Source organism: Methylobacterium sp. 37f (assembly GCF_023093475.1).
In the GTDB taxonomy this organism is placed as follows: Bacteria; Pseudomonadota; Alphaproteobacteria; order Rhizobiales; family Beijerinckiaceae; genus Methylobacterium.
The window spans coordinates 50,103-70,936 of sequence record NZ_JAGHKN010000009.1 but is presented as its reverse complement, the minus strand read 5'-3'; the positions used below and the strand labels follow the sequence as shown (position 1 = coordinate 70,936).

Genomic DNA, 20,834 nt, shown 5'->3' with positions numbered 1-20,834 from the left:
ATGGCCGTCACCCTCGACATCGCCGATCTTCGCGCTCGCAAGGAGCGCCCGGCCTCGACCCTGGTGCCCATCGTGGCCCCGGCCGAGGTGGTAAACATCGCCGCCACGAAGGCCGATGGTCTCGGGTGTCACTCCGGCAAGGCGACGATGCGGGCAGCGGCCGAGGCGGCCGGCCTGTCCGACACCCTGGAGCAGCTCCGCAAGAACTACCCGGCGGGTCCCCACGACCAGCCCCAGAGCATGTGCCCCGCCTTCGGCTCGCTCCGGGTCGGCCTGCGCATGCGGCGCACCGCGACGATCCTCTCGGGCTCGGCCTGCTGCGTCTACGGGCTGACCTTCACGTCGCACTTCTACGGGGCCAAGCGCAGCGTCGGCTACGTGCCCTTCAACTCCGAGACGCTGGTAACCGGCAAGCTGTTCGAGGACATCCGCGAGGCGGTGTTCCAGGTTGCCAAGCCCGCCGATTACGACGCCGTCGTCATCATCAATCTCTGCGTGCCGACCGCCTCGGGCGTGCCCCTGCGGCTTCTCCCGAAGGAGATCGACGGGGTCCGCATCATCGGCATCGACGTGCCGGGCTTCGGGGTGCCGACCCATGCCGAGGCCAAGGACGTCCTTGCTGGGGCGATGCTGAAATTCGCCCGGACGGAGGCCGAGCAAGGCCCCGTCCAGGCGCCCCGCGCCGGTCGGTCCGAGCGCCCGACCGTGGCGCTGCTCGGCGAGATGTTCCCGGCCGACCCGGTCGTCATCGGCGGCCTGCTGGAGCCGCTCGGCCTCGCGGCCGGACCTGTGGTGCCGACGCGGGAATGGCGCGAACTCTACGCCGCCCTCGACTGCACGGCGGTCGCCGCGATCCACCCGTTCTACACAGCCTCAATCCGGGAATTCGCCGCCGCCGGGCGCCCCATCGTGGGCTCGGCTCCGGTCGGCCATGACGGCACCGCCGACTGGCTCGACCGGATCGGCGAGGCCTGTGCGGTCCCCCGCGCCACCGTCGAGGCCGCCAAGAACCGGCTGCTGCCGATGATCAAGGGCGCGCTCGCCGCCAGCCCGATCCGGGGCCGGATCACCCTGTCGGGCTACGAAGGCTCCGAACTCCTGGTCGGGCGTCTCCTCGTCGAAAGCGGTGCGGATCTGGCCTATGTCGGCACCGCCTGTCCGCGCACGCCCTATTCGGAGGCCGACCAGGCCTGGCTCGAGGCGCGCGGCGTCACCGTGCGCTACCGCGCCTCCCTGGAGGACGATCTTGGCGCCATGATGGATGCGCGGCCCGATCTCGCCATCGGCACCACGCCCGTGGTGCAGAAGGCCAAGGCATTGGGGATACCCGCCCTCTACTTCACCAACCTGATCTCGGCCCGCCCGCTGATGGGCGTGGCGGGCGCCGGATCGCTGGCCAAGGTGATCAACGCGGCGCTCGGCAATCGCGGTCGCTTCGATACGATGCGGGCCTTCTTCGATGGGGTCGGCGAAGGTCACGCCGCCGGCATCTGGGAGGATGTGCCCAAGCTCCGCCAGAACGTCGCCTCGGCCGTGCGCGCCAAGCCCGCTCCAGGAAAGTTCGACCATTCGCCGATCGGGGAGATGGCCTGATGCTTGTCCTCGATCACGATCGGGCCGGCGGCTACTGGGGCGCCGTCTACGTCTTCACCGCCATCAAGGGCCTGCAGGTCGTCATCGACGGACCGGTCGGCTGCGAGAACCTGCCCGTCACCTCGGTGCTGCACTACACCGATGCCCTGCCGCCGCACGAACTACCGATCGTGGTCACGGGGCTGGCAGAGGAAGAACTCGGCCGCCACGGCACCGAGGCCGCGATGAAGCGGGCTCACGCCACCCTCGATCCGGCCCAGCCGAGCGTCGTCGTCACCGGCTCGATCGCCGAGATGATCGGCGGGGGGGTGACGCCGGAAGGCACCAACCTCCAGCGCTTCCTGCCCCGTACCATCGACGAGGACCAGTGGCAGGCGGCCGACCGGGCCATGGCTTGGCTCTGGAACGAGTACGGCGCCAAGCGCTTTGCCAAGAAGGGCATCCCGGTCCGGCCCGCCCGCCAAGAGGGCGTCAAGCCGCGGGTCAATCTCATCGGCCCGGCCTACGGCACCTTCAACATGCCCTCGGATCTGGCCGAGATCCGTCGCCTCGTCGAAGGCATCGGCGCCGAGGTGAACCTGGTGTTCCCGCTCGGCTCGCATCTCGCCGACGTCCCCGCCCTGGTGAACGCGGATGCCAACATCTGCCTCTACCGTGAGTTCGGCCGCCTGCTGTGCGAGGCCCTGGAGCGTCCGTACTTCCAGGCGCCCATCGGCATCCACTCGACGACGCGGTTCCTGCGCGCGCTCGGCGAAGCACTCGGCCTCGACCCGGAGCCGTTCATCGAGCGCGAGAAGCACACCACGATCAAGCCGGTCTGGGACCTGTGGCGCTCGGTGACCCAGGATTTCTTCGGGACCGCCAGTTTCGGGATCGTCGCGTCCGACACCTACGCTCGCGGCGTCCGTCACTTCCTCGAAGACGAGATGGGCCTGCCCTGCCATTTCGCCGTGTCCCGCAAGGCCGGACAGAAGACCGATAACGCCGAGATCCGCGACCTGATCGCGACAAACCCGCCGCTGGTGCTGTTCGGCTCGTTCAACGAGCGGATGTACATGGCGGAAGCCGGCGCCCGCGCGGTCTTCGTGCCGGCCTCGTTCCCGGGCGCGATCATCCGGCGGCACACCGGCACGCCCTTCATGGGGTTTTCGGGCGCGACCTACCTGGTTCAGGAGGTCTGCAACGCGCTCTTCGACATGCTCTTCCACATCCTGCCGCTGGCCCGGGACATGGACAAGGTCGAGCCGACGCCCGCGCGCCTGCACCGCGAATTGCCCTGGGACGAGGCGGCCCGGGCGCGTCTCGACGCGCTGGTGGAGGCCCATCCGGTGCTGGTGCGAATCTCGGCGGCCAAACGCCTGCGCGATGCCGCGGAGCGGGTGGCCCGGCAATCCGGCGCGGTCCGCGTCGACCCGGACCATGTCGAGCGCGCCCGCCCCGAGGCGAGCCTCGGGGCCACCGCATGAGCGCGCGTCCCGGTCTCACCCCCCATTCCCTTTCCGGCTGGAGCGGCGCGGCGCCGTCCGGCCGGTCGATACCGACCCCGCGCGTCCCGAACCGGACGCGTCCCGCCGCGGAGCGCCACGAGGAGATCATCCCATGCAACGTTCGCTGAATTCGGTGTCGCGCCTGCATCAGGACGAGGTCCAGGCCCGGATCCTCCTGGCCACCACCTACCCGTTCTTTCTGGCCGCAGCCCTGGTGCAGCGCGTGATCCCGCAAGCCGAGACCGCGCTTCCGCAACAGCGCCGTTCGGTCTTCGCCGAGGCACGCACCATGGCGGTCTCGGCCATCCCGTTCGTGTTCATGGGCTGAGTTCGCCTTCGGGTCGAGGCGCTTCGCCCGCCCCCGATCGACCTCCCGTCCCAACAGGCGGGAAGGACCGTCGAGGCCGCTCCGCGCGGTCCGGCGTCACCCCCCGTGCCCGAACCTGCGGGCGCGACCAGTCACAGCGGAGGTTTGAACCGATGGCCAATGGCATTGTCGAAAAACCGAGCAGCCTGTCCGGGCTGACGGAACCGGAAGCCAAGGAGTTCCACGCGATCTTCTTGACCAGCTTCATCATCTTCACGGCGATCGCCGTGGTCGCCCACATCCTCGTGTGGCTGTGGCGCCCGTGGCTGCCCGGACCGAAGGGCTACGCCGCCCTCGAGACGGCCGCCCACGGCGTCGTCTCCCTGCTCTCCTGAGAAGGACCCTCATCATGCACAAGGTCTGGCTTCTCTTCGATCCGCGCCGCACGCTCGTGGCGCTCTTCACCTTCCTGTTCATTCTGGCGCTGCTGATCCACTTCATCTTGCTCAGCACCGACCGGTTCAACTGGCTGGAAGGCCCCAAGGCGCCGCGCGCCGCCAATGCGCAGACGCTGGTTCTGCCCACGATGCCCGCCTGACCGGCGCGCACCTCGAGCACGGATGATCGGCGGGCGGCCTGCAAGCCCCCCGTCGACCATCGCCGGAGAGATGTGGTGGAGCGGGGGAGGTCGCGATGGCGATGCTGAGTTTCGAACGAAAATACCGCATTCGCGGCGGCACCCTGATGGGCGGCGACCTGTTCGATTTCTGGGTCGGGCCGTTCTACGTCGGGTTCTTCGGCGTCACGACGCTGTTCTTCTCGGTGCTGGGCACGGCCCTGATCATCTACGGCGCGGCGCTCGGGCCGACGTGGAACGTCTGGCAGATCAACATCGCGCCCCCCGACCTCAAATACGGCCTCGCCCTGGCGCCCCTGCAGGAGGGCGGCCTCTGGCAGATCATCACCTTCTGCGCGGTCGGGGCCTTCTCGTCCTGGGCCCTGCGCGAGGTCGAGATCTGCCGCAAACTCGGCATCGGCTACCACGTGCCCTTCGCCTTCTCGGTGGCGATCCTGGCCTACGTCACCCTGGTGGTGGTCCGCCCGCTCCTGATGGGCGCCTGGGGGCACGGTTTCCCCTACGGCATCCTCTCGCACCTCGATTGGGTGTCGAACACCGGCTACCAATACCTGCACTTCCACTACAATCCGGCGCACATGCTGGCGGTGACGTTCTTCTTCACCACGACGCTGGCGCTCTCGCTCCACGGCTCGCTGATCCTGTCCTCCACCAATCCCGGGAAGGGCGAGGTGGTGAAGACGCCCGAGCACGAGGACACCTTCTTCCGCGATACCATCGGCTACTCGATCGGGACGCTCGGCATCCACCGCCTCGGCCTGTTCCTGGCCCTGTCTGCGGGGTTCTGGAGTGCCGTCTGCATCGTGATCAGCGGACCGATCTGGACCCGCGGCTGGCCCGAATGGTGGGGCTGGTGGCTCAACCTGCCCGTCTGGCGCTGAGCTGGCACGAAACTGATCTCGGGACAGGGGGGCGCGTGACGCCATGGCCTATTACCAGAACATCTTTTCCGAAGTGCAGGTCCGTCCGATTCAGCCCGAACACGGCATCCCCGTGGATGTCGACAAGCGCTGGGGCACGCCGTTCAACTCCTACCTGTTCGGCCTGATCGGCAACGCCCAGGTCGGGCCGATCTATATCGGCTATCTCGGGGGTCTCTCCTTCGTCTGCGGGCTGATCGCGTTCGAGATCATCGGCCTCAACATGTGGGCCTCCGTGAACTGGGACCCGGTCCAGTTCGTCCGGCAACTGCCCTGGCTCGCGCTCGAACCGCCACGCCCGCAATACGGCCTGAAGGTGCTGCCGCCGCTCGCCGAGGGCGGATGGTGGCTCATCGCCGGCTTCTTCCTGACCGCTTCGGTGCTGCTCTGGTGGCTGCGCCTGTTCCGCAGGGCGAAGGCGCTGGGCCTCGGCTATCACGTGCCCTGGGCCTTCGCTTCCGCGATCTGGCTGTTCCTGGTGCTGGGTTTCATCCGCCCGGTCCTGATGGGGTCTTGGAGCGAGGCGGTGCCGTTCGGCATCTTCCCGCACCTCGACTGGACCGCCGCCTTCTCGCTGCGCTACGGCAACCTCTTCTACAACCCGTTCCACATGCTCTCGATCGTCTTCCTGTATGGGTCGACGCTGCTGTTCGCGATGCATGGCGGGACCATCCTGGCGGTGAGCCGCTTCGGCGGTGAGCGTGAGATCGACCAGATCGTCGATCGCGGCACCGCCACCGAGCGCGCCGCCCTGTTCTGGCGCTGGACCATGGGCTTCAACGCCACCATGGAATCGGTCCACCGCTGGGCCTGGTGGTTCGCGGTCCTCACCACCCTGACGGGGGGCATCGGCATCCTGCTCACCGGCACGGTGGTCGACAACTGGTACCTGTGGGCGGTCAAGCACGGGGTCGCCCCCTCCTACCCGCAGGTCTATCCGCCCGTCGTCGATCCGCTCGCCGTCTCGCCCAGCAGCCTCACGGGGGGAGCCCCATGAAGACCTTCTTCATCGTCCTCGGGGCCTCCATCGCGTTCTTTCTCACGGTGGCGATGTTCGGATTGACCGATTGGGACCGACCGCCGCTGGCGGTTCAGCAGAGCGGCTTTCGCGGGACCGCGATGGCGCAGATCCACACCCGAGCCGGCGCCGCGGAGACCAAGGCGGCCAACCTCGCCCCGGCTCCCGCCGATCCCGCCGAGCCCGGCGAAGAATTGGCGGGCACGACCTACGAGAACGTGCAGGTCCTCAAGAACGTCAGCGTCAACGAGTTCAATCGCCTGATGGCCTCGATGACCGAATGGGTCAGCCCGGAGCAGGGCTGCACCTACTGCCACAACACCGAGAACATGGCCGACGACAGCCTCTACCAGAAGAAGGTCGCGCGTCGGATGCTGCAGATGACGCAAGCTCTCAACACCGACTGGAAGGACAGCCATACGGGTGGGGCCGGCGTCACCTGCTATACCTGCCACCGCGGCCAGCCGGTGCCGAGCAACGTCTGGTTCACCGATCCGGGCCCGAACCGGCCCGGCGGCTTCATCGCCCGCAACAACGGGCAGAACCTCGCCGCTCCCTCGGTCGGGCTGGCTTCGCTACCCTACGACACCCTCACCGAGTATCTCGCCGACAAGACCATCGACAACAACGCGATCCGGGTGAACGCCACGACGGCGCTGCCGACCACCAAGGGCAAGCCTATCCAGGATGCGGAGAAGACCTACGCCCTGATGATCCACATGTCGGAGGGCCTCGGGGTGAACTGCACCTTCTGCCACAACACGCGTGCGATCTCGGACTGGTCGCAGAGCACACCCCAGCGGGTCACCGCCTGGCACGGCATCCGGATGGTGCGAGACATCAACGGCAACTATCTCGAGCCGCTGCTCTCGACCTTTCCAAAGAACCGGCTGGGCGTGCTCGGCGACGTGCCGAAGGTGAACTGCACCACCTGCCACAACGGGGTCAGCAAGCCACTCAACGGCGCCCACGTGATCGAGGCCTACCCGGAACTCGCCCGGGCGACGGACACGGTCGCGGCCAACCCGGCGACTCCCATGCCTACGGCCCCGGCCGTCCCGCCTGAGACGGCTCCGGCTCCGCAATAATCCGGGCACGGGGTTCAAACGAAGAAAGCCGCCGGCGCGATGCCGGCGGCTCTTTCTTCTAACTGGTCTCGTGAACGGGCCGCCGCCTACCAAAGGGGACGCGGCGACACCCCGTTCGAGCCTACTTCTTCGAGGCGAGGTAGGCGATGACGTCGTCGATCTTCTTGTCGTCCGGGTAGCCGGCGAACACCATCTTGGTGCCCGGAACCTTGGTCTTCGGGTTCTTCAGCCACTCGTGCAGGTTGGCCTCATCCCAGGTGATCCCGGAGCCCTTGAGCGCGGCGGAATAGTTGTAGCCTTCCTCGGATGCGGCCTTGCGGCCGACGACGCCGGTCAGGTTCGGCCCGACCCCGTTCTTGCCGAAGGCATGGCAGGCTTTGCACGGTGCGAAGGCCTTCTCGCCCGCGGCCGCATCACCTTCCGCATGGGCCGCCACCGGCAGCAAAGCGGCGAATACGGCACCGATCATCATAGACCGCATTTGGGGGGTTTCCTCTCGGATCGATTTCCTGACCAGCCATACCTAACCCCCGCTCTCGCAAAGGTATCCGAACGATCCGCCTCATCACGTATATTTGATAACCACCGTCGGGATTAAGCCGTGGCCGACCCTGGAACGCGTCATTTGCGTTCCCTAACCTGGGGTGGGATCGCACAGCCGATCGCGAAAGGTGGAGCGATGCCGGTCCGACCGTCAGACGTCTGTCAATTTCTGGATCGCTCGGGATGGAGCCAGGCGCGGTTGGCCTGGGAACTCGGGGTCAATCAGCCCCGGATATCGCGCTTCATCACCGGCATGAAGAAGCCGAACCGTCAGTTGGAACAGGTGTTGGAGGCTTTCTTCACCCGTGACGCCCGTGCGCGCGGCAACGATGGGCGCATCGGCCTGCACACGCCCTCAGGCGTGCAGCAATCCTCGATCGTCGCCTGAACGATCGTTCGAAGGGACGACGAGCGTCAGGCCAAGCCCCGCGCTGATGCGGGGCCGGGTGGGCGACTTAAGGCTGTGGCGTCGAGAAGAATTTCGGATCGAGGGCCGCCAGGGCCAGAAGCGGCGGCGGCATGATCACGCCCGCGACGCGCATGGACCGAGCGGCCGCACGACAGGCCGGCTGATCGTTCGATCCGGCAGCTGCCTCGATCTTGGCAACCAAGGCTGGATCGGGCTTCGGGCTCGGGGCAGGGGCGCCGGGCGCCGGCGGAGATTTCGCGCTCGCATTGGCCTGGGACAGCACCGTCTTGCCGTCGCTGACCGGCGCGCGCGTATCGCTGGTCGGTGCCTTGGTCTCGGGATTTGCCGGTCCGCTGAGCCCCGATTTTTGCTGCGGCTCTCCGCCGGACGGGGAGGGCTGGCTATCGCTCTTGCCCGACGCGTTGGAGACGGCAGTGGCCTGCTTTGCCGGCGTCGCAGCCTCCTGCTTCTTCTCTTCCGGCTGCTTCACGAAGGCGACCAGCTCCTGGCACAGGTTGGCCGGCCCCTTCGACGGCGCGGACGCCGCATCCTGGGCGAAGGCGGCCGGTGCCACGAGGCAGCCTGACAGAAGAAGCGCGGCGAAAGGCAGGCGTCGGGTCATGCTCGGGTCCCTGAAATCTCGGCCGCTGGAATCTCGGCCGCTGGAATCTTGGGCGCTGGAAACGTTCGGCGATGGGCTGCCGGTTCAGGACCGCTTGGGATGCGAGGGCTCGCCGGTGGCCTTGCCGTGGGCCGACTCACCGGTGTCGTTGGTGTTCGGGTCGCCGTTCCACTTCTCGCCGACGAGATTGGTTCCCGGCTCCGAGACGCGCGCCCCCGACGTCGCGAAGGCCTGGTAGGCGAATTTCTGATTGCTCGTCAGCGCGTACATGGCGAGGACGCCGAGCCCGATGGCCGCGATCACGGCAAGAATGAAGGCTTTCATGGTCTCGGTCCTCGCCGCTTGGGCATCGTCAGGCTGGGGCTTCGATTATTCGGCCGGGGCGGGGTGGCGTCCGGAGAGTTGCGGACCGCTTGCGGTCTTGGCCTGCTCCTGCTCGACCCAGAGATCGTGGTGGGCACGCGCCCAGGCGAGATCGACCTTGCCGCTGCCCATCGCGTCGTAGGCGCCCTTCATGCCGAGCGTACCGATGTAGATGTGGGCGAGGATGCCGGCGATGAAGGCGATGCCGATCAGCGAGTGGATCACCTGCATGACCTGCATGCCGTTGATGTCGAGCAGCGCGAACGGGAACAGCATCATCAGGCCCGTCACGCTCATGGCGACGCCGAAGCCGGCGACCATCCAGAACACGCCCTTCTGGCCCGCATTGAAGCGGGCGGCATGCGGGTGCTTCTTGCCGATGAAGCCGCCGCCGGCCTTGATCCAAGCCCAGTCGAGGCGGTTCGGGATGTTGTCCTTGATCCAGACGACGAACATCATCACCACGCCGAACATGAACGGCCAGGCGAGGTAGACGTGGCTGTACTTGGCCCATTGAGCCAGGGCGCCGAAGGCCTCGGGGCCGATCAGCGGCATGAGCAGGCGCTTGCCGAAGATGTAGTTCAGGCCGGAGAGCGACAGGATGATGAAGCACACGGCCGTCATCCAGTGAGTGAAACGCTCGAACGTGTTGAACCGAAGGATCTTCTTGCCGGATTCCTGGCTGTGTTCGGTCAGGATGCGTCCGCGCCAAAGGAAGAACACGCCGAGGGCCGCGATCATGCCGAGGATGAAGGCCGCGCCGATCCAGGGCAGGTAGCGCTCGCGGAACGACTGGTACTCGCGACCCTGCGGCTGGATGAGGTTCGCCGCCTTCTGATCCGGAATGCTGATGCGCCCCGTGATCTTGTCGGCGTTCTTGAAGTAGAATTCCTCGTTGACGGAATCCGCCGTGGGCCTGGCGCCCATCGGGTTCTGCCCGTCCCGGGTGATCGGGTTCTGTGCCCGAGCCGGTTCGAACGCCGCCGGCGCGGCCAGGAGCGTCGTTGCGACGACGAGGGTGCTAAGGAGCGTGACTGCCCGCCGCATCGGCGTTCCTTTCGATGGCGTGATGCGGGACCTCCGCCTAAACCGAGGTCCCGAGGTCGTTTCCGCGGCGATCAGATCGCCACGGTCTCGCGGTAGGCGGTCTTCCAGCCCCAGGCGCCGGAGCCGTAGCCACGCTTGATCACGCGCTGCTTGTAGATCTCGGCGATCATCTCGCCGTCGCCGGCGAGCAGGGCCTTGGTCGAGCACATCTCGGCGCAGAGCGGCAGCTTGCCCTCGGCGAGCCGGTTCGAGCCGTACTTCTCGTACTCCGCGACCGAGAGGTCCGGTTCCGGACCACCCGAGCAGTAGGTGCACTTGTCCATCTTGCCGCGCGAGCCGAAATTGCCGACGCGCGGATATTGCGGCGCTCCGAACGGGCAGGCGTAGAAGCAGTAGCCGCAACCGATGCAGATATCCTTGGAGTGCAGCACCACCGCGTCGGCGGTGGTGTAGAAGCAATTGACCGGGCACACGGCGGCGCAGGGCGCGTCGGTGCAGTGCATGCACGCCATCGAGACCGAGCGCTCGCCGGGCTTTCCGTCGTTGAGAGTGACGACGCGACGACGGTTGATGCCCCAGGGCACCTCGTGCTCGTTCTTGCACGCGGTCACGCAGGCGTTGCACTCGATGCAACGGTCTGCGTCACAGAGGAACTTCATACGGGCCATGGTGGATGCGCTCCTCTCACGCGGCCTTGATCTGGCATAGGGTACACTTCGTCTCCTGCATGCCCGTCACAGGGTCGAAGCCGTAGGTGGTCACCGAGTTGACGCTCTCGCCGAGCACCACCGGGTCGGTGCCCTTCGGGTAGTAGTCGCGCATGTCCTTGCCCTCGTACCAACCCGAGAAGTGGAAGGGCATGAAGGCCACGCCCTTGCCGACACGGTCCGTGACGAGCGCCTTCATCTTGGCCTTGGAGCTGTTCTCGGCGCCCGTGACCCAGACCCAGCCGCCGTCCTTGATGCCGCGCTCGGCGGCATCGCCGGTGTTGATCTCGACGAACATGTCCTGCTGAAGCTCGGCGAGCCACGGGTTCGACCGGGTCTCCTCGCCGCCGCCCTCGTACTCGACGAGACGACCCGAGGTCAGGATGATGGGGAAGTCGCGCGCCACGTTGCGCTCGACCGCCGCCTTCTGCACCGAGAAGCCGATATTAGGCATGCGGAACTGCCGCTCGTCGGGCCGGGTCGGGTACTTCGCCACCAGATCGGGACGGGGCGAATAGACCGGCTCGCGGTGCACCGGCACCGGGTCGGGCAGATTCCAGGCATTGGCCCGCGCCTTGCCGTTGCCGAACGGAATCACGCCGTGATCGAGGCAGACGCGCTGGATGCCACCCGACAGGTCGGTGGCCCAGCTCACGGTGTCGGGCTTGTCGCCGCCGATCTTGAGGATGGTGGCGAGTTCGTCCGCAGTCAGGTCCTTGTCCCAACCGAGCTTCTTGAACACCCCGAAGGTGAATTCCGGATAGCCGTCGGTGAGATCGGAATCCTTGGTGAAGCTGTCCTCGGCCAGCAACGTCTGGCCGTTGCGCTCGGTGCCGAAACGGGCCCGGAACGTACTGCCGCCGTCCTTCACGTGCAGAGAGGTGTTGTACAGGATGGCGGAACCCGGGTGGCGCAGCTCGGGCTTGCCCCAGCACGGCCAGGGCAGGCCATAATAGTCGCCGCCGACTTCCGGATCGTCCTTCGGCGCCCGCAGGGTGATCAGGTCGAACTTGTGCTGATTGCGCATGTGCGCCTTCAGCCGTTCCGGGCTCTGGCCGCAATAGCCAGTCGACCAGCCACCGCGGTTGATCTCCCGCAGCAGATCTTCGGCCGACGGGACGTTGTTCTCGACCTTGATGTTCTTGAACAGCGTCTCGGCGAAGCCGAGCTTCTTGGCTAGGAGGTAGAGCACCTCGTAGTCGTTCTTCGACTCGAAGGCCGGCTTCACGATCTGCTCGCCCCATTGCAGCGAGCGGTTCGAGGCCGTGCGCGAGCCGTCCATCTCCAGCGACGTGCAGATCGGCAGCAGGTACGTGTTGTCCTGCCGGGCATCGAGGGCCGCGAAGGTCGTCGGATGCGGATCGGCGACGACGAGCAGTTCGAGCTTGTTCATGCCCTCGATCGCCTCGGGCAGGCGGGTCACGGTGTTACCGCCATGGCCGAAGACCATGAAAGCCTTGATCGGACTGCGCTGGTCGATCTGCTCGGGCGGCAGGTTCACGGCATCGAACCAGCGCGTCGAGGTGATGCCGGGCGCCTCCATGTTCTCCTTGCGCGAGCGGGCCTTCCGCCCGGCCGCGGCCGGAACCTCGTCGAAGCGGGATTGCAGCCACTCGTAGGGCACGTCCCAGACGCGAGCCCAGTGGCGCCAGCCGCCCTCGACCAGACCGTAATAGAGCGGCAGCGAGGTCACATCGAGGCCCAGATCCGTGGCGCCCTGCACGTTGGTGTGGCCGCGGAAGATGTTGGCGCCGGTGCCGGGCTTGCCGACATTGCCCGTGGCGAGACACAGGATGCAGAGCGCGCGCACGTTGGCGGTACCCACCGTGTGCTGGGTCGCGCCCATGCACCAGATCAGGGTGGCGGGCTTCTCCTTGGCGAATTTCTCCGCGACGCGGCGCAGCTGCTCGCCGGGCACGCCCGAGACGCGCTCGACCTCTTCCGGCGTCCACTTGGCGACTTCCTTGCGGACATCGTCCATGGCGTAGACGCGCTGGGCGATGAACTCCTTGTCCTCCCAGCCATTCTGGAACACGTGCCAGAGGATGCCCCACACCACCGGAATGTCGGTGCCGGAGCGGATGCGGACATACTCGGTGGCGTGGGCCGCCGTCCGGGTGAAACGCGGATCGATGACGATCATGTTTGCGCGGTTGATTTCCTTGCCCGACAGCACGTGCTGCATGGAGATCGGGTGCGCCTCGGCGGGATTGCCGCCGAGGATGATCATCGTCTTGGCGTTGCGGATGTCGTTGTAGGAATTGGTCTGGGCGCCGTAGCCCCAGGTGTTGGCGACGCCCGCCACCGTGGTCGAGTGGCAGATACGCGCCTGATGGTCGACGGAATTGGTGCCCCAGAAGGCCCCGAACTTGCGCATCAGGTAGGCGGCCTCGTTCGTGAATTTGGCCGAGCCGAGCCAATACACCGAATCCGCGCCGTTCTTCTCGCGGATGGCACCCAGCTTGTCGCCGATCTCCTCGATCGCCTGCTCCCAGGACACGCGCTGCCATTGCCCGCCGACGAGCTTCATCGGGTACTTCAGGCGTCGGTCGGACGAGACGAGCTCACGGATCGCCGCGCCCTTGGCGCAGTGCGTGCCGCGATTGATCGGGCTGGCATAGGACGGCTCCTGGCCGACCCAGACGCCGTTGACCACCTCAGCCGTCACCGTGCAGCCCACCGAGCAGTGGGTGCAGACGTTCTTCCTGATCTGAACGTCCGGGCCGACGGCCGATGCGCCCGCAGCCCGCGCCTGACGCACGGACCCGAGCTGGATCGTTCCGGCCGCAGCCAGAGCGCCTGCAGTCAGGCCGGACTTCTTCAGGAATCCACGGCGATCCAGCACGCCGGCCGCGAGGCCGGCCGCAACGGCCTGGTGCTTGGTGCGGCTCGCCTCGCCGCTCTTGCGCTTGGTCAGCATCGCAGGCTCACTTCTTTCCGGCGTTCGTGCTGTTCTGGAGAGTCTCGTAGCCGTTGGTCCGGTAGAACGCCTTCACCTCGTCGCTGAGGCGATAGCGCGACCGGGTCTCGTCCGTGCCCGGGTCGTAGGCCTGGGCTTCCGTCGCGGTCAGCGGCGCGGTGGAAACGCCGACCGCGGCCGCCACCGTGCCGCCACCGAGGGCGCGAAAGAACTGGCGACGGCCGAGCTGGTCCTTCTGATCCTGTCCCATCGCCCAAACTCCCTGACGGGCTCCGACCTGTTCAGGTCCGACGCCCCAATCCCACTGGAATGGATGCCTCAGGCATCCATCGCGAAAGCGGCCGCCTCGATCTCGAGGAAGGCCCGTCCCAATGCCCCGACCGAACGATAGAAGCGCGCTGCCCTGGCGCGCTCCAGATCGGTGAAGAACCGCATCCCCCACGGCGCGATGTGCCGGAGGAAGAGGTCGCGCGCGGCATCCGGCCCTGCCGTGAACCGGCCGGACGTCAGCCCCCCCATCACATCGAAGAGAATCGCGATGTGATCCTCCGGTTCGGTCATCGACGGATCCCGCTCGATCCCCAAAGCCGTGAGATCCTCACGGACCCGGGCCAGGGGTCGCTCATTGAGGAACCCGGTCAGATAGTAGGACGCATAGGGCAGAAGCTCCCCGCGCCCGACGCCGACGAACAGCGCGAAATATTCCCGCTTCGCCGCCGCCTCGGACGTTGCAGCGGCGGCCTCGCCCAGAATGCCGACCTCCCGGCCGAGCACGCTGTCGCCCCCCTTGAGGCCCTTCAGGGCATCGAGCAGAGCGCCGTTCGGCGGGCGGCCAAGCAGGACGGCCAGAAGATCGTATTGCTGGGCGCGAAGTTGATCGACCTCGTCGATGACGAGTTCGCGCGCGTCGGCCGTGATGATCGAATCCCCGATACCGACACCCATCTCCGCTGACAGCTCCGAAAGCGTCGCGCCGGAACGCACGCGCCGCCTCAATCCAACAGGTACCCGGTCACTCGACTTCGTCGTGCAGCCCAGTTTGTATTGATAATAAAAAGCGTTTGCCGCCACCGCAATCGCGTTTGTACGAATTAGCTGGGCATCGCGCCGCCATGGCGTCGCATGCGCGAAACGATTGTGGGCGATTGAAACTCTTCCCCCGCAACCGTGATCGGAAGCGGCTCCGGCGCTGCAACGTGCGGGCGATGGGCGTCGGAAACAGCGGGCGCGGGCAGCGTCTCGGCGAGTTCGACCACATCCTGGTCCTCGGCGGTCCGTTGGGTGTCCGGGTCCGCGTCCGGCTCGCGCGTGTCCCCGGGTTCGAGCGGTGTCGGCGCGGGTTTCGGACCGGCGCCCGTCATGATCCGCTCGACCATGGCCTTGATGTCGTCCGTCGGCAGCATCGGCCCGAGGCCCGGGACTCCGCCCGGCGTGTTCCAGTCATAAGCGTATTCCCGCGCTTCGCTGACGAAGTCGCGGATGCCGGGATCGACCGACCACATCCGGCGCAGAGCGGCGTTTCGCAGGGCGGAGGGGATGCCCGCCCGGAGGAAGGGCGCGAGGTCGGTCTCGGCTGTCAGATCTTCGAGCTTCGGCAGGCGTGCGATGGCTTCGGCCAGTTCCTCATCCGCCTGGGGATTCGCCTCGATATCCGAAAGTGCCCTGGCCTCGCTATCGGCCTCGACGGCGCCACTCGCCTCGTCCGCTTTCGGAACGGCTCGCGCGCGCTCCTGCTGTCGGACGGCCTGCTTGCGCCTCGCCCAGCGCGAGAGAATACCGTCGCTCATTCGCCGCGCCCCCGGCCGCCCCGCGCCAGCGCCTCCGGATCGGCCCGATCGCGCTTGCGCTTCTCGAATTTGCGCTCGACGTGGAACGCCTCGAAGAACGCCAGCAGGATCCCTTGCGATTCCGTCGGCATCGGCACCGCCTCCACGATCTCGCCGATCCCCTCGGCCATCGCTTCGCCCTCGTAGGGATCGGCTGTCACGGCGGCGATCTCATAGGCATCCTCGCCGAGCTTGCGCAGGGCGACCCAGAGGGCCGGGCGACCGGAGACGAGGTTGTCGCGGTAATGCGAGGTCTCGGCCGGATGGAGCAGCACGTCGTAGGCACCGGCATAAAATACCGCCTCCTCCTCGGTCTCCGAGAGCCGGGTCCAGGCCGCCACCGGGGGAGCCGCCGGAAGAGCGGCGACGGGCAGCCAGGCATGGGTCGCCCAGGGGCCTCGCAGGCGCCGTCGCGCCACCAGGATGCCGACCTCGAAATGGTTGTCGGGCCTGACCCGTTCCTGCTCGGACACGATTGCCTGCGCGGGCGCGACCGGGATCGGTCCTTCACCCGGAGGGTCAACACGGTCGCCGTCGTTCGGCATCAGCTGGCTCCGATGGCGTCGTTCAGGGGCAGGCCCACGATCAGGTTCTGCGGCTTCATCGTCACGAGATTGGCAGGCGTCGCGGCCAGCAGCAGGTAGACGGGCCTGTCGCCGACAGAGGAATCGACCCGCATCCGATCCTCGAAGGTCAGGCTGAAGAGGGCGACCACCCGCTCCTGGTCGGCCGCCGAGGCGGCCTCCCCCCGCCACAGGGCGTTGCCGATCCGGGTCGCCTCGGCATCGAGCCCGACGAACCAGCGCCAATCGGAATCGTCGAGGCGGTCGAGCGGCGTGACGCGCACGTCCACATGAAGGAGATGCCGGAGGAAGGCCTCGATCACGCGAGCCAGTCCGTCGCGGCTCCGGGCGCTCGATCCGAGGTTCAGGGCCATCGAGAAGGCGTCGGACCGGCTCCAGTAGGTCCAGGCATTCTCCGCGTTCAGGATGTCGAGCTCATTCGCCGCCTCCTTGCCCAGCATGGCCACCAGAGGCGACAGCGGCGCGCTGCCCTCGCGCGCCTCGATCACCTCGGCATCGGCAAGCAGGACGGCTCCGTCGAGGCGACTGACCCGCTGCGGCCGGAACATGAGTTCGGCGGCCCGCAGGACGAACGGGTCATCGCAGCCGTCGAGCGCATTGCGCAGGATCAGGTGCACGAGCTGATTCAGGAACAAGGCGGGCGTGCCCTGCAATCCCTGCCGCACCAGCCCGAGATAGGCGGCCTCGATCGAGCGCGATGCGAGCAGGCGGTCGCGGAAGGCCAGCAGCACCGTCCAGTTCTCCCGCGCATCCGCATCGGCGATCGCGGCGACCATTTCAGGCGGCACGGTCCGCCGCGGGTCCGCCAGCAGATCGGCGTAGAGGCTCCGCTCCGCCCGGCAGGCCTCCTCGGGCGGCGCGAGCTCGGGCCGCGCGAGGTAGGCGAGGATCAGTTCGTCGGTGACGGCCAGGCCGCCCCCCTCGGTGCGCTGCGTCAGGTGGTGGCCGCTGGACACCCAGAATTCGGTCATTGGGGGGCGGCTCCTGACGGCGGAAAGGGCGACGAACAAGGTGGTTGCGAGCAGGCCATCGATCAGGATCCCGTCCCCGGCCGATCTCGGGCGAGACCGATCAGATCGGCCCGCTCCTCGGGCTCCTCGTCATCGGTCTCGACGAAGCGAAAGGCCCGGGCATGGGCATGCAGGCGATCGGCCCCGGGGGTCCCCGCATCGCGCTGATGGAGCGTGCGGAAGGCTTCCGAGATCGCTCCGTCGACCTGCGTCCGGTGCATCGCCACCACGCTCCCCACCGGGACCCCGCACAGGGTGGCGGCGAAATCGATCTCCTCGAGCGCAGCCGCGCGGGCCATGGCCCGATCCGGAGCGCCAAGGCGCTCGTGGATGTGCCGGGCCAGATCCTCGACCGCCGCGTCGCGCTCGGCTTCGGTGGCCTCGCTGACCACCACGAGGGTGGAGAACCCCAGCGAGGAGACGCCGACGAAACCGGAGCGGAACGCGGCGCGCGCCTTCCCCTCCAGGTTCGGAAGGTCCTGATCCCAGAACAGGAACGAGCCCGTCACGGCCCACTCGCCCGGTTCGGCGGCGTGGGTGAACACGAAAGTGTCGGACACATCGAGCCGCAGGGTACGCGGAAGCCGGAGCGAACTCACAGACGGATTGTCCCGGTCGCCGGATCCTGCCAGCCCGGCGCGCGCAGGAGAGAGGCGAGCGGCCAGCATTCAGTCTCAGCCGTCCCAGCCTTTCCCGCCCCGGCTCCTCCCGTTTCGCCGCCCAGGATGACATCGCCGGTCCGGTCGATCCGCACGGGCATCCCGGCAGGGGTCGGCAGGTGGCTGAGATAACGCGCCGCAATCCCGGAGAACCCATCCTCCTCCCAGAGCGAGAAGGTCCGGATCAGGTTCCGGGCGAAGCTCTCCACCAGCGCGTTGCGGCTATCGGGTGGGAACCCCTCCTCGTCGAGGGCGGTCGATCCCGGCGTCAAGCCCGGATCGCCGGCGCCTGCCTTGCTCAGGATCAGCATGGCGGAGAAGACCAGCCAGTCGGGCACGACCTCCTCCGAGCAGGCCTCCGGCCAACCGAGGCGACCGCCGCCGAGACGGGCCCCGTCGAAGATCAGCACATCGGGCCAGCCGAAGGTCAGCGGCATTTCCGGTGGGCCGTGCGCGCCGACCGCGTCGGCCAGGGCCATCATGCCCGCGAGGAAGGCGCGCCGCGCCGAGGCCAGCGGCTCTTCGGGCACCAGCACCACGGCGACGTCGAGAACATCCGACCGCTCGGCGAGAACCAGAATCCCGGCCGCCTCCGCGCCCTCCCGGCGCGCAATCGCGCACGCTTCGGCAAAAGCATGGCGGGAGGCCGGCACCACGCGCGCCGTTAGGGACGGAGGCAGAACGAGATCCGTCGCCGGCCGGAACTTGAGGGGTGAGGCCGTCGGAGAAGCGATCATGAACGTGAGACCTGACGGGTCGATCCAGGAGGTGGAGCCGATCCCGCGTTCGGGCCGGAATGGATGTCGAACTTCGGTCACCACATGTGCTGTCGGCGGCCGGGCAACAAGACGGAGAGAATGGCGCGAGCGCGGCCCGGAAGATCAGCGCGGGACGCAAGGTCCCTGCGCCCGTGTGTCGGATCGTAGTTTTGAACCGTTTGAGTATATAAGATATGGAGCCGGACGCGAAGGGGCAGCGATGCCGCCCGGTATCGGTCCGATCCGCTCCCGCCCGTTCCCGAGCACTTGAATTCAGGGTCTGTTCTTGTCCGATCGTATCGTGTTCGCCTGCTCCTGCGAAAAGACGATGCCGCTCGATGCCGGCACGATCGGGCGGGGCTGTTCAGGCGAGGTGAAGACCGCCGACCAGCTCTGCGGCCGTGAACTCGACCGGTTCCGCTCCGCCCTGCAATCCGGGCGACCGGTGACGGTCTCGTGCACCCTGCAATCGCCGCTGTTCGACGAGGTCGCCTCCGAACTGGGTGCCGACGATCGGGTCTCCTACGCCAAGATCCGCGAGAATGCGGGCTGGTCCACCGAGGCCGATCAGGCCGGCCCGAAAATGGCGGCCCTCCTCGCCGCCTGCGCCGAGCCCGTGCCGGATGCCGCCACGGTGCCGATCGAGAGCCAGGGCGTCGCCCTGATCTATGGGCGTGATGCCACCGCGATCGAGGTCGGGCGGCGGCTCGCCGAGCATCTCGACGTCACGGTTCTGTTGACCCGGCCGGAGGACGTCGAACCGCCACAGCGCAACGACTTCCCGGTGGTGAAGGGTACCATCGTGGGCGCGAAGGGACGTCTCGGTGCCTTCGATCTGCGCATCGACGACTATGCGCAGCCGGCTCCGTCCTCACGTTCGCACCTCGTGTTCGGACCCGGCCGTCATGGAGCGAACTCCACCTGCGACGTCGTCGTCGATGTCGGCGGCGGCACGGCTCTGTTTCCGGCCCATGAGGTCCGCCTCGGCTACCTGCGGGCCGACCCGCGCGATCCGGCGGCGGTCGAGCGGGTGATCGCCGAGGCGTCGCATCTCGTCGGCACCTTCGACAAGACGCGGTTCGTGGATTTCCATGCCGAGCTCTGCGCCCATTCGCGCTCGCGCATCACCGGCTGCACCCGCTGCCTCGAGGTGTGTCCGACCGGCGCGATCTCGCCGGCGGGTGATACGGTCGCGATTGACCCCTACATCTGCGCCGGCTGCGGCAACTGCGCCTCCGTGTGTCCGACGGGAGCGGCCGCCTATGCGCTGCCGCCGGCCGACGCGCTCATGCGCCGTCTGCGCACCCTGATGGGGGCCTACAGGGCCGCGGGCGGTCGCGACGCGGTGGTCCTGTTCCACGACGGCGAGCACGGTGAACCGCTGATCGATGCGCTCGCGCGCCACGGCAATGGACTGCCGGCCGCGATCCTCCCGGTCCGGGTCAACGAAATCACCCAGCTCGGTCCCGAGGCGTTCGCCGCCCTCTTCGCCTATGGCGCCGCCGGGGTGCGCATCCTCGCCCGTGCCCGCCCCAAGCACGATCTCGACAGCTTGCGCCGCGCGGTCGCCCTCGGCGACACCCTGGCTCGCGGCCTCGGCTATGGCGGCGAGGGCGGAGACCCCGTCGTCTCGCTGATCGAGACTGACGACCCCGACGCCCTGGGTGAGGCCCTGGCGGTTCAGATTGCAGGCGTGTCGGCGCAGGCGCCCTCACGCTTCATGCCTTTGGGCGGAAAGCGCGAGGTGCTGCGCTTCGCTTTCAACGAAATGCATGCAGCGGCTCCCGCGCCGGTGGCGCGGATCGATCTGGCCGCGGGCGCGCCGTTCGGCGGCCTGCATTTCCGCACCGACGATTGCACCCTCTGCCTCGCCTGCGTCGGCGCCTGTCCCACCCACGCCCTGTCCGACAGCGCCGACCGCCCGTTCCTCGGATTCGAGGAGAGCCTGTGCGTCCAGTGCGGCTTATGCGCCAACACCTGCCCGGAAAACGTGATCGATCTCCGGCCGGGCGTCGATTTCGAGGCTTGGAAGGCTCCGCGCCGGTTGGTCAAGGAGGAGGAGCCCTTCGCCTGCATCACTTGCGCCAAGCCGTTCGGGACCCGCAGCACCATCGAGCGGGTGGTGGAGAAGCTGCGCGACCGCCACTGGATGTTCCGGGGCGAAGCCGGCGAGGCACGCGTCCAGGCGCTGATGATGTGCGAGGATTGTCGCGTCGAGGTCGCGGTCAACCAGGGCTTCGATCCGCATGCCGGACCGGAACGCGACCGTCCGCGCACCACCGAGGACTACCTGCGCGAGCGCGCCGCCCGGGGTGAGGCGATCTAGGCCCGTCTTC

23 protein-coding genes are annotated in these 20,834 nt (G+C 67.5%); 10 read left to right on the top strand and 13 right to left on the bottom strand.

Features of this window, described 5'->3' with window-relative positions:
• From bchY to pufC, 8 genes are all read left to right on the top strand, one after another.
• Window positions 1-1,593: a chlorophyllide a reductase subunit Y gene (bchY, locus tag J7U37_RS08420; RefSeq protein ID WP_247635417.1), complete on the top strand. Its 1,593-nt coding sequence runs from the start codon at window positions 1-3 to the stop codon at window positions 1,591-1,593.
• On the top strand, window positions 1,593-3,059 hold the full coding sequence (gene bchZ / locus J7U37_RS08415; protein ID WP_247635416.1) for a chlorophyllide a reductase subunit Z: 1,467 nt from the start codon (window positions 1,593-1,595) through the stop codon (window positions 3,057-3,059). Before bchY ends, bchZ begins: the two co-directional genes overlap by 1 nt.
• Window positions 3,060-3,192: 133 nt before the next feature.
• Window positions 3,193-3,408 (top strand): hypothetical protein, encoded by a 216-nt coding sequence (locus J7U37_RS08410; RefSeq protein ID WP_056186434.1) that lies wholly within the window; start codon window positions 3,193-3,195, stop codon window positions 3,406-3,408.
• Between the two features lie 152 nt (window positions 3,409-3,560).
• Entirely contained in the window at window positions 3,561-3,782 is a 222-nt protein-coding gene (gene pufB / locus J7U37_RS08405; protein ID WP_056186431.1) for a light-harvesting antenna LH1, beta subunit, read from the top strand.
• Window positions 3,783-3,796: 14 nt separating this feature from the next.
• Window positions 3,797-3,985 carry a light-harvesting antenna LH1, alpha subunit gene (gene pufA / locus J7U37_RS08400; RefSeq protein ID WP_018043293.1) on the top strand — a complete coding sequence of 63 codons (189 nt, stop codon included), beginning with the start codon at window positions 3,797-3,799 and terminating at the stop codon, window positions 3,983-3,985.
• A gap of 95 nt (window positions 3,986-4,080) precedes the next feature.
• On the top strand, window positions 4,081-4,905 hold the full coding sequence (gene pufL, locus J7U37_RS08395) for a photosynthetic reaction center subunit L (protein ID WP_056186428.1): 825 nt from the start codon (window positions 4,081-4,083) through the stop codon (window positions 4,903-4,905).
• Between the two features lie 43 nt (window positions 4,906-4,948).
• On the top strand, window positions 4,949-5,941 hold the full coding sequence (pufM, locus tag J7U37_RS08390) for a photosynthetic reaction center subunit M (RefSeq protein WP_056186426.1): 993 nt from the start codon (window positions 4,949-4,951) through the stop codon (window positions 5,939-5,941).
• Window positions 5,938-7,050 (top strand): photosynthetic reaction center cytochrome PufC, encoded by a 1,113-nt coding sequence (gene pufC, locus J7U37_RS08385; protein WP_247635415.1) that lies wholly within the window; start codon window positions 5,938-5,940, stop codon window positions 7,048-7,050. Before pufM ends, pufC begins: the two co-directional genes overlap by 4 nt.
• A gap of 121 nt (window positions 7,051-7,171) precedes the next feature.
• On the opposite strand, the gene J7U37_RS08380 is transcribed toward pufC, so the two are convergent.
• Complete coding sequence (locus tag J7U37_RS08380; RefSeq protein ID WP_056186421.1) at window positions 7,172-7,531, bottom strand: cytochrome c family protein; 360 nt, start codon at window positions 7,529-7,531, stop codon at window positions 7,172-7,174.
• Window positions 7,532-7,792: 261 nt separating this feature from the next.
• Here J7U37_RS08380 and J7U37_RS08375 point away from each other — a divergent pair, with 261 nt between their 5' ends.
• Window positions 7,793-7,981 carry a hypothetical protein gene (locus J7U37_RS08375; RefSeq protein WP_247635414.1) on the top strand — a complete coding sequence of 63 codons (189 nt, stop codon included), beginning with the start codon at window positions 7,793-7,795 and terminating at the stop codon, window positions 7,979-7,981.
• 67 nt (window positions 7,982-8,048) lie between these two features.
• On the opposite strand, the gene J7U37_RS08370 is transcribed toward J7U37_RS08375, so the two are convergent.
• From J7U37_RS08370 to J7U37_RS08315, 12 genes are all read right to left on the bottom strand, one after another.
• Window positions 8,049-8,624, bottom strand: a complete 576-nt coding sequence (locus J7U37_RS08370; RefSeq protein ID WP_247635413.1) for a hypothetical protein — start codon at window positions 8,622-8,624, stop codon at window positions 8,049-8,051.
• 84 nt (window positions 8,625-8,708) lie between these two features.
• A complete protein-coding gene (locus J7U37_RS08365; RefSeq protein WP_056186410.1) occupies window positions 8,709-8,948 on the bottom strand; it encodes a hypothetical protein in 240 nt (79 codons plus the stop codon).
• A 45-nt stretch (window positions 8,949-8,993) separates the two neighbouring features.
• Window positions 8,994-10,034: a formate dehydrogenase subunit gamma gene (locus J7U37_RS08360; protein WP_247635412.1), complete on the bottom strand. Its 1,041-nt coding sequence runs from the start codon at window positions 10,032-10,034 to the stop codon at window positions 8,994-8,996.
• Between the two features lie 71 nt (window positions 10,035-10,105).
• Complete coding sequence (gene fdh3B, locus J7U37_RS08355) at window positions 10,106-10,702, bottom strand: formate dehydrogenase FDH3 subunit beta (protein WP_055955987.1); 597 nt, start codon at window positions 10,700-10,702, stop codon at window positions 10,106-10,108.
• 16 nt (window positions 10,703-10,718) lie between these two features.
• Window positions 10,719-13,661: a formate dehydrogenase subunit alpha gene (locus J7U37_RS08350; protein ID WP_056186406.1), complete on the bottom strand. Its 2,943-nt coding sequence runs from the start codon at window positions 13,659-13,661 to the stop codon at window positions 10,719-10,721.
• A gap of 7 nt (window positions 13,662-13,668) precedes the next feature.
• Window positions 13,669-13,911 carry a hypothetical protein gene (locus J7U37_RS08345; protein ID WP_056186401.1) on the bottom strand — a complete coding sequence of 81 codons (243 nt, stop codon included), beginning with the start codon at window positions 13,909-13,911 and terminating at the stop codon, window positions 13,669-13,671.
• Between the two features lie 68 nt (window positions 13,912-13,979).
• A complete protein-coding gene (locus J7U37_RS08340) occupies window positions 13,980-14,606 on the bottom strand; it encodes a molecular chaperone TorD family protein (RefSeq protein ID WP_247635471.1) in 627 nt (208 codons plus the stop codon).
• Between the two features lie 146 nt (window positions 14,607-14,752).
• The gene (locus J7U37_RS08335; RefSeq protein ID WP_247635411.1) at window positions 14,753-15,448 is read right to left on the bottom strand and encodes a DUF3306 domain-containing protein; all 696 of its coding nucleotides are present in this window, start codon (window positions 15,446-15,448) and stop codon (window positions 14,753-14,755) included.
• Complete coding sequence (locus J7U37_RS08330; protein WP_247635410.1) at window positions 15,445-16,032, bottom strand: DUF3305 domain-containing protein; 588 nt, start codon at window positions 16,030-16,032, stop codon at window positions 15,445-15,447. The genes J7U37_RS08335 and J7U37_RS08330 overlap by 4 nt, the downstream gene beginning before the upstream one ends.
• A complete protein-coding gene (locus tag J7U37_RS08325) occupies window positions 16,032-17,042 on the bottom strand; it encodes a DUF6352 family protein (RefSeq protein WP_247635409.1) in 1,011 nt (336 codons plus the stop codon). Before J7U37_RS08325 ends, J7U37_RS08330 begins: the two co-directional genes overlap by 1 nt.
• 62 nt (window positions 17,043-17,104) lie before the next feature.
• On the bottom strand, window positions 17,105-17,680 hold the full coding sequence (locus J7U37_RS08320) for a DUF6505 family protein (protein ID WP_247635408.1): 576 nt from the start codon (window positions 17,678-17,680) through the stop codon (window positions 17,105-17,107).
• Window positions 17,677-18,477, bottom strand: a complete 801-nt coding sequence (locus tag J7U37_RS08315) for a biotin/lipoate--protein ligase family protein (RefSeq protein ID WP_247635407.1) — start codon at window positions 18,475-18,477, stop codon at window positions 17,677-17,679. The genes J7U37_RS08320 and J7U37_RS08315 overlap by 4 nt, the downstream gene beginning before the upstream one ends.
• Before the next feature lie 349 nt (window positions 18,478-18,826).
• Here J7U37_RS08315 and J7U37_RS08310 point away from each other — a divergent pair, with 349 nt between their 5' ends.
• Entirely contained in the window at window positions 18,827-20,824 is a 1,998-nt protein-coding gene (locus tag J7U37_RS08310; RefSeq protein WP_247635470.1) for a 4Fe-4S binding protein, read from the top strand.
• Window positions 20,825-20,834: the final 10 nt, after the last annotated feature.